Origin of the sequence: Chroococcidiopsis sp. CCALA 051, assembly GCF_003015105.1 — a bacterium.
Classification (GTDB): domain Bacteria; phylum Cyanobacteriota; class Cyanobacteriia; order Cyanobacteriales; family Chroococcidiopsidaceae; genus Chroococcidiopsis; species Chroococcidiopsis thermalis.
The window spans coordinates 15,169-27,611 of the sequence record NZ_PYCI01000091.1; the positions used below are offsets into that span (position 1 = coordinate 15,169).

A 12,443-nucleotide genomic window follows, 5' to 3' on the forward strand; every position below is an offset into this window, starting at 1 on the left:
ATGCTAATACTTGCATTTGCTCGACCGATCTTGATGCGATCGCAAACGCATTAACTTACATACTAGAGCAGGAAGAAGGTTGTTGTCGTATCCCTCAGCTTGATATTGGCTCAGTCGTCAAGCGTAGAACTAGAATAAAGTATACCTTATGGAAACTTACCCTATGGTTACTGCTATTCAAATAAAAACTTATACCGTTGATGAATTCCTCGAACTGGAACTACCAGAAGGAAAAACATACGAACTCATAAATGGTGTCATAGTACCGATAGCTGAACCTTCTGGAAAACATGAAAATTTACGGAGCGAGTTGTGGTTTGCGCTGAAATCGGAAACTAAGAGGGCTAACCTGGGGCTGTTAATTCATCCCCAACCAGTACTCGTACTAGGTAGAAAAGATACTCGCAAGCCTGACTTAATCGTAATCGAACGCGAAGATTGGAATCGACAAACTCAGATAGAAGCAGTACTGAGAGAACCGCCTAGCATCGCAATTGAAATTGTTAGCACCAACTGGGAAGACGACTATAGAAATAAACCCCTTTGGTATGCTGCTTTTGGCATACAGGAACTATGGATTATCGATCCGCTATTTCATCTCGATAGATATCCAGGTAGAAGAAATCCGAAAATCTTGCAACCGACAATTTCTGTGGGACAACTGGTAAATTCTGACAGCATTTTGACAGAAAAAGAATACCGCTTTGAAAGTTTTACAGAGAGCGATCGCATCAAATCTCAATTTTTCCCCGAGCTAAATTTAACAGTAGCTGAAATAATTGCCTTTGGAGAAGGAATCTAAAAAACATCCAGTGGATTGATGCTGTCTGGTAGCAGAAACCTTTATGCTAGTACGAGTGAACTAAGTAGTAACTGTGAATGTCTGACCTCATCCTCTTCTGGCATCGTCGCGATTTGCGCATCTCAGATAATACCGGACTAGCTGCGGCAAGGCAACGAACTCAAAAGGTAGTAGGAGTATTTTGCCTCGACCCCAATATTTTAGAACGGGATGATGTCGCTCCCGTACGAGTCACGTACATGATAGGCTGTTTGCAACAACTACAGCAGCGTTACGCCGAAGTTGGCAGCCAGTTATTAATTTTGCAAGGCGAACCCCGTGAAGCCATTCCAGCGCTGGCTACTGCCCTGAGCGCAAAAGCTGTATTCTGGAACTGGGATGTAGAACCATATTCTCAAGTACGCGATCGCACTGTCATCGAAACTTTAAAAGAAAAAGGCATCCAAGTTTTAGAAGAAAACTGGGATCAGATATTACATTCCCCAGACGATATTTTTACAGGTTCCAACCAACCCTACACCGTATTTACTCCGTTTTGGCGTAATTGGAGTAGCAAACCGAAAGCTGCACCCGCAGAGACTCTCAAAAATGTAGAAGGGTTGTCAGAACAGGAATTACAAACTGCAAAGCAAGCAGGCGCGATCGCCCTACCGACTGCAAAAGATTTAGGATTTAATTGGGAAAATGGCTTAGTTATCGAACCAGGAGAAGCAGCAGCACGAGAGAGATTAGAACAATTCTGCCATCGGGCGATCGAAGAGTATAAAGAACAGCGAAATTTTCCTGCTTATGATGGGACATCTCAACTAAGTGCAGCATTAAAATTTGGTGCGATCGGTATTCGTAGAGTTTGGGCTGCTACAGTTGAGGCAATGGAAAATACTCGTAGCGATGAAGCACAGACGAGTATTCGCGCTTGGCAGCAGGAACTTGCATGGCGAGAATTTTATCAACACGCCATGTATCATTTCCCCGAACTCGAACAAGGCGCATATCGACAACAATTTAAGAATTTTCCTTACGAAAATAACGAAGAATATTTCCAAGCTTGGTGTGAAGGCAGAACTGGCTATCCAATTGTCGATGCAGCAATGCGACAGATGAATAATATTGGGTGGATGCATAATCGTTGTCGCATGATCGTCGCCAATTTTCTCACCAAAGACTTACTCATCGATCCGAGATTGGGAGAAAAATATTTTTATCAAAGACTAATTGACGGGGATCTTTCAGCTAACAATGGCGGTTGGCAGTGGAGTGCTTCAAGTGGCATGGACCCTAAACCAATTAGAATTTTCAACCCTGCTAGTCAAGCCCAAAAATTCGATCCTGAAGGAGAATATATTCGCGAGTGGCTGCCAGAATTGCGCTCTTTTGACACAGAAGAGTTACTGAGTGGAAATATTTCAAAACGCGATCGCGCTGCCGTAGACTATCCTAATCCAATCGTGGATCATAAAATTCAACAGCGACAGTTTAAAGTTATTTATCAACAGCAGAAAGAATTGTAGAGACGTTACATATAACGTCTCTACAATTCTCCAACCCCACAATACGAGATAATCGATCGCAGCATTAGAGGAAAGCAGTGAAAGTTTTAGTCGTAGGTAATGGGGGCAGAGAACACGCGATCGCTTGGGCTTTGTTGCGATCGCCCCAAGTGGAACAGGTATTTTGTACTCCTGGTAATGGGGGAACGGCAACGCTGTCACGCTGTCAAAATTTGCCCTACTCTGTGGATGATTTTGAACGGATCGGTCAAGCAGTTCGAGAACAGGGGATCGATCTTGTGGTAGTGGGTCCAGAAGTTCCTCTAGCTATGGGAATTACAGATTATCTCCAAGCTCAAGGCGCAATGGTATTTGGTCCTACCAAAGCTGGGGCGCAAATTGAAGCAAGTAAAGCTTGGGCAAAAGCTTTAATGCAGGAAGCAGGAATTCCCACCGCTAAAGCTGCTGTATTTACCCAGGAAGCTGCTGCTAAAGATTATGTCACCGCACAAGGAGCGCCCATAGTCGTCAAAGCTGACGGATTAGCCGCTGGTAAAGGCGTGATCGTAGCCGAAACAGTCGCACAGGCACATCAAGCTCTAGAAGCGATTTTCGCGGGGCAATTTGGCGACGCGGGTAAGTTTGTTGTCATTGAAGAATGCTTAATCGGACAAGAAGCCTCTGTATTGGCATTGACAGACGGGATAACGATTCGTCCCCTACTACCAGCCCAAGACCACAAACGCATCGGAGAAGGGGATACAGGCGAGAATACGGGCGGAATGGGAGTGTATGCCCCTGCTCCCCTCGTCACGCCAGAATTAATGGCAAGGATCGAACGAGAGGTATTACAGAGAGCGATCGCCACTTTACGCTCTAAAGGCATCGATTATCGGGGCGTATTATATGCAGGTTTGATGATTGCTCCTACGGGGGAATTTAAAGTTCTAGAATTCAACTGTCGCTTTGGCGATCCTGAAACCCAAGCTATTTTACCTTTACTGGAAACCCCCCTAGAAGAGTTACTCGTGGCTTGTTGTCAGCAAAAACTAGGTGAATTGCCTCCCATCGCCTGGAAGCCGGGAGCCGCCTGTTGTGTTGTCGCCGCCGCCAAAGGCTATCCAGGTGCATATGAAAAAGGTCATGTCATCACAGGAATAGAATCAGCCGAGGCTTCGGGGGGTTGTGTATTTCATGCTGGAACCAGACTAGGACAAGGGAGACAAGGAGGCAAGGGGGAACCGACTGATGTAGAGACGTTACATGTAACGTCTCTACACCCTACACCCTACACCCTATACTCCACACCTGTAGTGACAGATGGGGGAAGGGTATTAGGTGTTACTGGTGTAGGAGGAAATTTCGAGCAAGCGATCGCCCTTGCGTATAATGCGATCGCCCAAATCCATTTTGACGGCATCTACTATCGCCGCGACATCGGACACCGAATTCAGTGACTAGTGAATAGTGGCTAGTGACTAGCAAAGAGTCGAACCACTAACCACTAGCCACCAGCCACCAGCCACCCACCAATGACAAATGACAAGTAACCACTTTGTCTTTTAAGTCGAAAAACTTTACCTTAGAACAAAGGACTTATAAAATACCAATTTTTATACAAATGTTAGCGCCGTTAAAAACAATTCAAGAAGCGATCGCCCGTTGGTGGTTTGAGCTAACTCTGCCAACTAAGTTGATGGCTGCTGCGACGCTGGTAGTTTCGTTAATTGTCAGTGGTTTCACTTTTTGGGCAGTTAACACGATTCAAGTGGATGCAAGGGTAAATGAAACCCGCTTCGGACGTGACTTGGGGTTGTTACTTGCTTCTAACGTTGCCCCTCTGGTAGCGGAGAATAATTACACCGAAGTCGCTCAGTTTTCTCAACGCTTCTACAGTAGCACTTCTAGCGTGCGCTACATGCTCTATGCCGACGAAGCAGGAAAAATCTTTTTTGGAATTCCTTTTTGGGAACCAGCCGTACAAACTTCACTGACAATTGAGCGCCGGATTCAGCTCCCAGAAGATTACGCCGCTAATTCTGAATTGCCGATGGTGCGACAACACCGAACGCCTGATGGGGAAGTCACTGATGTTTTCGTCCCGCTCAATCATGAAGGTAAATATTTGGGAGTATTAGCAATTGGAATCAACCCAAATCCTACAGTTGTCACCTCTTCCAATCTCACCCGCGATGTAACAATTGCTGTTTTCGTGTCAATTTGGGTCATGGTCATTTTGGGTGCTGTATTTAATACTCTCATGATTACCAAACCAATTAAAGAGTTATTGACAGGTGTGAAAAATATTGCGGCTGGCAATTTTCAACAGCGGATCGATTTGCCTTTGGGAGGAGAACTCAAGGAATTGATTTTTAGCTTTAATGAAATGGCAGAACGTTTAGAGCGTTATGAAGAACAAAATATTGAAGAACTTACTGCCGAGAAAGCTAAATTAGAAACTTTAGTTTCTACTATTGCTGATGGTGCTATCCTGCTTGACACCAATATGCAAGTGATTTTAGTTAATCCTACAGCACGACGGATTTTTGGCTGGGAAAATGGAGATGTCATTGGAGATAGTGTATTAAATCATCTACCAATCTCAGTGCAAGCAGAATTAAATCGCCCTCTATACAAGATAGCAAGGGGAGAAAGCGAAAGTGCAGAGTTTAGAATTCCGCTTTCTCAGCCAACTATGCGCACGATTCGGATTCTTCTGACTACCGTTCTCGACCAACATCGAGAAAGTATTAAGGGAATTGCTATGACAGTGCAAGACATTACTCGCGAAGTCGAACTGAATGAGGCGAAAAGCCAATTTATCAGCAACGTCTCTCACGAATTACGCACGCCTTTGTTTAATATCAAGACTTATATTGAAACCCTTCACGACTACGGTGAAAACCTCAGCACCGAAGAACAGCGGGAATTTTTAGCAACTGCAAATAACGAAACCGATCGCCTCACTCGTTTGGTTAATGATGTCTTAGACTTATCTCGTTTAGAATCTTCTTGTCGGATTTATCATTTTGAAGGAGTAGATTTAGCACAAGCAGTCGAACAAACTTTACGAAATTATCAATTGAATGCTAAAGATAAAGGAATTGAATTAATTCAGCAAATCGAACCCGAACTACCACAAGTTTTCGGTCATTACGACTTATTACTTCAAGTATTTACTAATTTAGTTGGCAACGCGCTTAAATTTACTGAGCAAGGTGGAAAAGTCGCGATTCGGGCTTACAAAATGGAGCCTGCAAGAGGCGATCGCATTGTATCTCCCCAGGTGAGAATTGAAATTTCTGATACGGGAATTGGTATCGATCCAGAGGATCAAGCAGCTATTTTCGATCGCTTTTTCCGCGTGGAAAACCGCGTACACACTTTAGAAGGAACCGGGTTAGGACTTTCTATTGTGAAAAATATTATGGACAAACATCATGCCAACATTCATTTGGTTAGTGAGGTTGGTGTCGGCACAACTTTCTGGTTCGATCTAGCAATATTTCAAGAACATAGCAATAAGAGTATGGGCATACCAGAAGTAGATATTTCAACTGAAAATACAATTGATACAACCGCTCATGTAGTTTAACGCGATGAAATGCGATCGCGTACACTTGTTATATCTTGCCATCCATAGGCAATTTCTTTTAACATTACCCCGCCTCTTTCAATTTGTTTTTCGTATACTTTTTGTCCGCCGATAGTTTCATAAAATCTACAGGCAGGGTTATCTGCTAATACCCAAACTAACATTGAGTTAAAACCCAATTCAGATAGTTTATCCACAGTAGATAGAGTTAATTTGTAACCAATTCCCTGACGCTGGTATGCTGCTAAAATGTATATGGCATATAACTCACCTTTGTAAGTGCGATCGCTAGTTCGTTCTTTTCCACTATTAGCAAAACCAATAATTTCTCCTGAATTGTTCTCAGCTACATCAACGAATTGGCTGCTACTCATAGTATCTTCTATAATTTTTTGCCAAGCAATCTCTCGCTGCTGGTAGGAAAGTTTAGCTAGATATGATTCTGGAATAATTCCTTTATATGTCGTATACCAAGTATCTACATGTACCCGTGCGATCGCTTGTACGTCATTTAAATTTGCTTCTCTTATAATCATTACTCGCTCATCGTTGCCAGAATTTCGAGTTTAGCTCATGCTATAATTTTTACAAATTTCTTACCATAGTTTGTGCATTCGATGGAAACAACCCGCTTATCAAGTGAAGGTCAAGTTATTATCCCAAAGATATTACGCAGTATTCATGGTTGGGAAGCAGGACAAGAACTGATTGTAATTGATACAGGTGATGGCATTCTGCTTAAACCTAAAAAACCTTTCCCAGAAACAACATTGCAGAATGTTGCAGGATGTTTGAAATATCAAGATAAGCCTAAAAGTTTAGGTGAAATGGAAGATGCAATTCGTCAGGGAATAGCGGCTCAGTGGCGTGGTTTCAGTTGACACGAATACCGAATGTTTATCTCACAAATATAAACGCGATCGCGCAAGTTTTGCAATGGCACGAAAACGGCTTAGATTTTGCTGATGCATTTCACCTAGCTCAAAGTCAGAATTACTCAGCAATCTATACGTTTGACGAAAAGTTTCTGAAACGGGCAAAAAATTTATCAACGCAATGTGAGGTCAAGCAACCTGGATGAATATTGCGTTGATAATATATTTCTCTAAAAAATAAAAAATTTTCCAGCCTGCTGCAAATCTACGTTACCACCGCTGATAACCACTCCAACTCTTGCTCCTGGTGCAGTGACAACACCCTCTAATAAAGCGGCGGCGGCTAATACTCCTGTGGGTTCGACGACAATCTTCATTCTCTCCCACAAAAAATACATGGTGCGTTTAATCGCATCTTCCGATACTGTCACTATGTCATCTACATATTTCAATACTAAAGGAAAAGTAATTTTTCCCAAAGACGGAGTACGAGCGCCGTCAGCAATTGTATCGGGATTATGAACCGTATGCAGGATTTTGCTATGAAACGATCGCGTCGCATCATCTGCTCTTTCCGGTTCTACACCAATAACTTTACATTGCGGAGAAAGTGTTTTAGCCGCGATCGCGCATCCCGATAACAGACCTCCACCACCACAACAAACTAAGAGTAAATCTAATTCTCCCACTTCTTCGATTAATTCTTTAGCAGTTGTACCCTGCCCGGCGATAACTTGAGGACGGTCGTAGGGGTGAATAAAAGTGAGTTGGCGTTCCCGACAGAGTTCGGCTGCTAACTCTTCCCTTGTCATTTCGGCGCAATCGTACAACAAAACCTCAGCACCATAACCCTGCGTAGCAGCTAACTTGACGGCTGGCGCATCCTTCGGCATGACAATTGTAGTGGGAATGTTGAGTAATTTACCCGAAAGTGCGATCGCCTGAGCGTGATTTCCCGAAGAAAATGTGAGTACACCCTGCCGTTTTTGTTGTTCTGAGAGCTGCGACAAGGCATTATACGCCCCCCGAAATTTAAATGCTCCCATTCTTTGGAAGTTTTCGCACTTAAAAAACACCTGTCTTTGCGTCAGTTCGTTTACCGTTCTGGAAGTCATTACGGGAGTTTTGTTAGCAACACCTGTCAACCGTTGGTGTGCTGCTTCGATATCTGCAAAGGTGACAATATTGGTGTCGATGGGAGCTTCTGTTTTAGACATGACTCAAAGCGATGAGGAAACAGACTAATAACAGCCCTAGAATTAACAGCAAAGATTGATTGCGCTTCAGCCAATTTTGCAACACAACAGCAGGACTCTTACTTTTTTGTCTTTGCTCCTCCTCCAGTCGTTTTTGCTCGATGTTTTGGTAAAGCGTACACTCTGTCGCATATGGACGCTGGGGATACGTGCAGCTATCATCTAAATGGTAAGTACAAGTTTTACACAAAGGTTCGTCATCGGTAGCACGGTGTAAGGGAATGCCTGGATGACCGAATGCTTTGAGCGGCGTGCGGCAATAAGGACAGCTCACCGCTTGAGAGTCAACTGCTTGATGACAACGGGGACAGGTAGGCATGGTACAAAGCAATTACGACTGAGGAAACTTGCGGACTTGATACTCGGATGACTGAATCAACTCGTAGGTTTTCCCCATCTGCTGGGCAAACTTAGCATCAATCTTGTCGAGTTGCTCGGTAGGGATAGATTTCCATTGTTCTCGCGTTGCCCAACGAATAATCATCGCAACCTCCGTTGGGACATTAGGTTCTATCCAAACCTCTTTACTGAGAAACCCAGGATAGCCAGATAGTGCAGTCGTCCAAATTTCGGCATCTTTTTGGATAAATTTCTCCCTTAATTCAGGAGTGACTTTAAACTTGAGAAACTCAATAACCACGCGCTTTTTTCTCTACTGCTCGAAAGGATGGCGATCGCCAAATTTGCCAGAATATAACAGGAGGAGTTGGGGTGACATGTTTTTAGCATAGCTCGATCGCAGCGCTATTTCTGTAAGGGCGGGTTCACCCGAAATCTCTGTAAGTCACAAAGTCTCTTGGTAAACCCGCCCCTACAACTTGTTGATAAATTCCTTTAACTAACTGGATAGCAGGATGGATAATAACAACTGGATTAAACAACTATTGATGCTTGGTGTTGGTACGACTTCCCTTGTAGCTGAGAAGTTGCGGGAAGTAAGCGATGAACTGGTCAAGGATGGCAAAATGAATTCTGACCAAGCCAAAGTGTTTGTAGACAACATGATGCAGCAGCTCAAGATCGATCCCACAACTTTTGAGGCGCAGTTGCAACGGCAGATCCGTAATGTCATGCAGGATCTTGGCGTACCCCGTCAGTCAGAAATGGACGAGTTACGGGGACGGATCGATCGCCTAGAGCGTCAAATCCGCGATTTGGAAAATAAGATGTGGCGTTAGATGGTAATGGGTAATGGGTAAGTCAAAAGCCAAAAGTCAAAAGTCAAAATCAGCCTCTAGTCTCTCGCCTCTTGCGATCTCCAACTACCAATTACCAATTACCAACTACCCCATTACAAGATATAGTAGTGACGCACTTGCATAGCTGAAGGAGGGTCTAATTTTGAAAGAAATTCTCATCAGCGTGGGAATTACGTTAGTTTGCGTAGTGCTTTTGGTGCTAGCTCAGGTAGGAGGAGCGAAAGATAACGCTCTGGCTGAAACTACATCTGTTCAAGCATCAACTCAAGCCACATCCAGCACGCTTATAGCTGAGAAGCCAACGCAAACCCCAACTGCACCAAATAAGGTAACTCCAATGTCTGACGATAAAGCAATTACAACTGATTCTGGGCTGAAATACACCGTCCTCCAAGAGGGAAGCGGAGAAATGCCGAAAAAAGGTCAAACCGTCGTGGTTCACTATACAGGAACTTTAGAAGATGGTTCTAAGTTCGATAGCTCTCGCGATCGCGGTCAGCCTTTTTCATTTAAAGTTGGTACGGGACAAGTCATTAAAGGCTGGGATGAAGCACTCAGCACGATGAAAGTAGGCGAACGTCGCCAAATCGTCATTCCCCCAGAATTAGGTTACGGCGCTCGCGGTGCGGGTGGCGTTATTCCTCCCAACGCTACGCTGATTTTTGACGTTGAGTTGTTGAAGGTTAATTAATTAGTCATTTGTCACTGGTCATTTGTCATTGGCAAACACAAATGACCAATGACGTAGGGCGTAGACACCCGAAGGGTGGCTTCTCGAAGAATAGCCCTTCCCGAAGGGTATGACAAATGACAATTTAAAAATTCTGCTTGGCTAAATTCACAAATTTGGTCAAGTTTGGATCGAATAATAGCTTCACGGTTCCGGTGGGACCGTTGCGGTGTTTGGCGATGATGACTTCGGCAATGTTGCGATCGGGAGAGTCGGGGTTGTAATAAGAATCGCGGTAAAGCATAATCACGATATCCGCGTCTTGTTCGATCGAACCCGATTCTCGCAAGTCTGACATCATTGGGCGTTTGCTATTCCGGGCTTCTACACTACGGCTGAGCTGAGAAAGGGCAATAATTGGTACGTTGAGTTCTCTCGCTAAACCTTTGAGCGATCGCGTGATTTTTGATAATTCTTGGACGCGATTATCGCCGCTACCTTCCATTAATTGCAAATAATCGATCAGAATTAAACCTAATTCTTTACCTTTTTCTGCTTGCAGGCGACGAGCTTGACTACGCATTTCCATCACGGTAATGTTTGGCGTATCGTCAATATATATCGGTAAATCTGACAGTTCGCCGATCGCGTGAGACAATAATTCCCACTCGTTCTGAGCAATTCTTCCCGTCCGCAACCTCTGACTCTCAATTCCCGCTTCGCTGGACAACAAGCGCTGTACCAGCTGCTCTTTTGACATTTCCAAACTAAATACTGCGACAGGAAACTTGTGCAGTCTCGCAATATTATGCGCCAAACCTAGAGCAAAGCTGGTTTTTCCCATTGCCGGACGACCAGCGATAATAATCAAGTCAGAACGCTGGAAACCGCCCGTCATCGCATCGAGATCGTAATAGTTACACGATAGCCCAGGCTGAGCAATGCCTTGATTGTGACTCTCAATATCTTGAAAGGTATAGATTAAAGTATCGGAAATTGACACTAATTTCTGCTGCGGGCGTTCCTGAGTCACGCCGAAAACCTTTTGTTCTGCTTGGTCGAGGACAGTTGCTAGTTCTTTCTCTGTCTCAAATCCTAGTTGGACGATTTCATTTCCCGATGTAATTAACTGACGGCGGAGATACTTATCCATCACCAAGCCAGCTAAAGCATCAATATTAATTGCGGAAACCGTCCGGTCTACCAGCTGGACTAATTTGCTTTTACCACCAATTTTACTGAGGAGTTCGCGATCGCTCAACCAACCAACAACACATAGTAGATCTGTAGGTTTACCCTGCGCGTGCAGTTGCAGTGCGGCGCGATAAATTTCTTTATGGGCATCAATATAAAAGGCATCGGCAATTAGGCGATCGCTCACTCTGCCAATTGCTTCGGGATCGAGTAGAATACCACCTAGAATCGCTTCTTCTGCCTCAACATTTTGAGGTGGCAGGCGATCGACACCATCACTGACAAATTTTTGTTGATTATTGTACATATATAAAAAATAACAGGCAAAAGTTCAAGAAGCTCTCTCTACTTTTACCCGATTTTTTAATCAAGGGGTAAGGGAGAAGTCAAAAGTCAAAAGTCAAAAGTCAAAATTATTTATTCACAAATGACCAATGACGAATGACCAATGACTACTCTGCTACAACCTTCACTTCTACCATTGCTGTCACATCTTGATGTAACTTCACATCAGCTTTGTAAGTACCGAGTTTACTAATGTCAGGTAAGGTAATACCACGACGATCCACTTCTTGACCGATCGCTTGCTGAATTAAGGTAGCTAATTCGCGGTCTGTCACCGTACCAAAGATTGCTTCTTTCTCTCCCACTTGCTTGGCAATGGTGAAACTGCCAACTTTTTCTAAAGCCGCTTTCAATTCTTGTGCTTGCTGCTTTAATTCTAATTGCCGTTGCCGTTCAACTTCTCGACGACGTTCGACTTGCTTTAAAACTCCAGCTGTAACTGGTACTGCCATTTTTTTAGGCAGCAAATAATTGCGGGCGTAGCCAGGGGCTACATCAACTAGGTCGCCATTTTTGCCTAGCTTGAGTATGTCTTGCGTTAAAACTAATTGCACTCGTTTCGCCATGAGCTGTCCTGTATACTTAAATATTTTTCTGCGATCGCGGTTACTACTGAAGATAGGATACCAAACCAATCCTTTGCACCGGACTACCCCCTATCATCCTTCTATGAGAGAAAGATAAGAGGGGGTAGAGTACCTGTACCAACAGGTTTGTAGCCTTGAGCCGCGATCGACGGTATGAAAAGGCTCTTACCTTTGCTACCGTCTCCAGACTCATCTTTAATGGAGCTAGGGCAAGACTTACTATTTTAGTTGAATTGTAGAGATAAATGCAAGTAAGGGTAGGTTCGCCAACCATATTTATTGCTCAACTTGAAAATCTATGTAAACCCGCCCTTACCAGACTGTAAAGAAAGCAAAAAGCGCCCCCCTTTTTGGGGAGGCGCTTTCCTAAATCAAACTAACGCGAATTAGCCATTGAGGGAAGGAGCTTCGACAGCAGCTAAGTCGAGGG

Annotated in this window: 13 protein-coding genes and 1 pseudogene; 8 read left to right on the plus strand and 6 right to left on the minus strand. The window is 43.9% G+C overall.

Features of this window, described 5'->3' with window-relative positions; all coding sequences use genetic code 11:
* Positions 1–163: 163 nt before the first annotated feature.
* From C7Y66_RS20285 to nblS, 4 genes are all read left to right on the plus strand, one after another.
* On the plus strand, positions 164–802 hold the full coding sequence (locus tag C7Y66_RS20285) for a Uma2 family endonuclease (RefSeq protein WP_158265964.1): 639 nt from the start codon (positions 164–166) through the stop codon (positions 800–802).
* A 77-nt stretch (positions 803–879) separates the two neighbouring features.
* Entirely contained in the window at positions 880–2,313 is a 1,434-nt protein-coding gene (locus C7Y66_RS20290; RefSeq protein ID WP_106546985.1) for a deoxyribodipyrimidine photo-lyase, read from the plus strand.
* A gap of 77 nt (positions 2,314–2,390) precedes the next feature.
* Positions 2,391–3,749 carry a phosphoribosylamine--glycine ligase gene (gene purD, locus C7Y66_RS20295; RefSeq protein WP_106546986.1) on the plus strand — a complete coding sequence of 453 codons (1,359 nt, stop codon included), beginning with the start codon at positions 2,391–2,393 and terminating at the stop codon, positions 3,747–3,749.
* Between the two features lie 164 nt (positions 3,750–3,913).
* Entirely contained in the window at positions 3,914–5,887 is a 1,974-nt protein-coding gene (gene nblS / locus C7Y66_RS20300) for a two-component system sensor histidine kinase NblS (protein ID WP_106546987.1), read from the plus strand.
* Here nblS and C7Y66_RS20305 read toward each other — a convergent pair.
* Positions 5,884–6,423, minus strand: a complete 540-nt coding sequence (locus C7Y66_RS20305; protein ID WP_106168775.1) for a GNAT family N-acetyltransferase — start codon at positions 6,421–6,423, stop codon at positions 5,884–5,886. The two genes, nblS and C7Y66_RS20305, sit on opposite strands and share 4 nt — an antisense overlap.
* A gap of 81 nt (positions 6,424–6,504) precedes the next feature.
* Here C7Y66_RS20305 and C7Y66_RS20310 point away from each other — a divergent pair, with 81 nt between their 5' ends.
* Positions 6,505–6,768 (plus strand): AbrB/MazE/SpoVT family DNA-binding domain-containing protein, encoded by a 264-nt coding sequence (locus C7Y66_RS20310; RefSeq protein ID WP_106168776.1) that lies wholly within the window; start codon positions 6,505–6,507, stop codon positions 6,766–6,768.
* Positions 6,769–6,770: 2 nt separating this feature from the next.
* Positions 6,771–6,968: pseudogene (locus tag C7Y66_RS20315) on the plus strand (PIN domain nuclease); the annotation flags it as partial.
* Positions 6,969–6,992: 24 nt separating this feature from the next.
* Here the strand turns inward: C7Y66_RS20315 and C7Y66_RS20320 are convergent.
* Genes C7Y66_RS20320 through C7Y66_RS20330 form a run of 3 tightly spaced genes read right to left on the minus strand, consistent with a single transcriptional unit; the run spans position 6,993 to position 8,658 of the window.
* A complete protein-coding gene (locus tag C7Y66_RS20320; protein ID WP_106546988.1) occupies positions 6,993–7,979 on the minus strand; it encodes a threo-3-hydroxy-L-aspartate ammonia-lyase in 987 nt (328 codons plus the stop codon).
* Positions 7,972–8,337 carry a zinc ribbon domain-containing protein gene (locus C7Y66_RS20325; protein ID WP_106546989.1) on the minus strand — a complete coding sequence of 122 codons (366 nt, stop codon included), beginning with the start codon at positions 8,335–8,337 and terminating at the stop codon, positions 7,972–7,974. The genes C7Y66_RS20320 and C7Y66_RS20325 overlap by 8 nt, the downstream gene beginning before the upstream one ends.
* Before the next feature lie 12 nt (positions 8,338–8,349).
* Entirely contained in the window at positions 8,350–8,658 is a 309-nt protein-coding gene (locus C7Y66_RS20330) for a TIGR03792 family protein (protein ID WP_106546990.1), read from the minus strand.
* 214 nt (positions 8,659–8,872) lie between these two features.
* On the opposite strand from C7Y66_RS20330, the gene C7Y66_RS20335 reads away from it, so the two are divergent.
* Both C7Y66_RS20335 and C7Y66_RS20340 read left to right on the plus strand, forming a co-directional pair.
* Complete coding sequence (locus C7Y66_RS20335; protein WP_015155970.1) at positions 8,873–9,196, plus strand: phasin family protein; 324 nt, start codon at positions 8,873–8,875, stop codon at positions 9,194–9,196.
* A 163-nt stretch (positions 9,197–9,359) separates the two neighbouring features.
* Positions 9,360–9,908, plus strand: coding sequence for an FKBP-type peptidyl-prolyl cis-trans isomerase (locus tag C7Y66_RS20340; RefSeq protein ID WP_106546991.1), 549 nt, complete (start codon positions 9,360–9,362; stop codon positions 9,906–9,908).
* 124 nt (positions 9,909–10,032) lie between these two features.
* On the opposite strand, the gene dnaB is transcribed toward C7Y66_RS20340, so the two are convergent.
* Positions 10,033–11,388, minus strand: a complete 1,356-nt coding sequence (gene dnaB, locus C7Y66_RS20345; RefSeq protein ID WP_015155972.1) for a replicative DNA helicase — start codon at positions 11,386–11,388, stop codon at positions 10,033–10,035.
* Between the two features lie 145 nt (positions 11,389–11,533).
* A complete protein-coding gene (gene rplI / locus C7Y66_RS20350) occupies positions 11,534–11,992 on the minus strand; it encodes a 50S ribosomal protein L9 (protein WP_106546992.1) in 459 nt (152 codons plus the stop codon).
* Positions 11,993–12,443 lie beyond the last annotated feature (451 nt).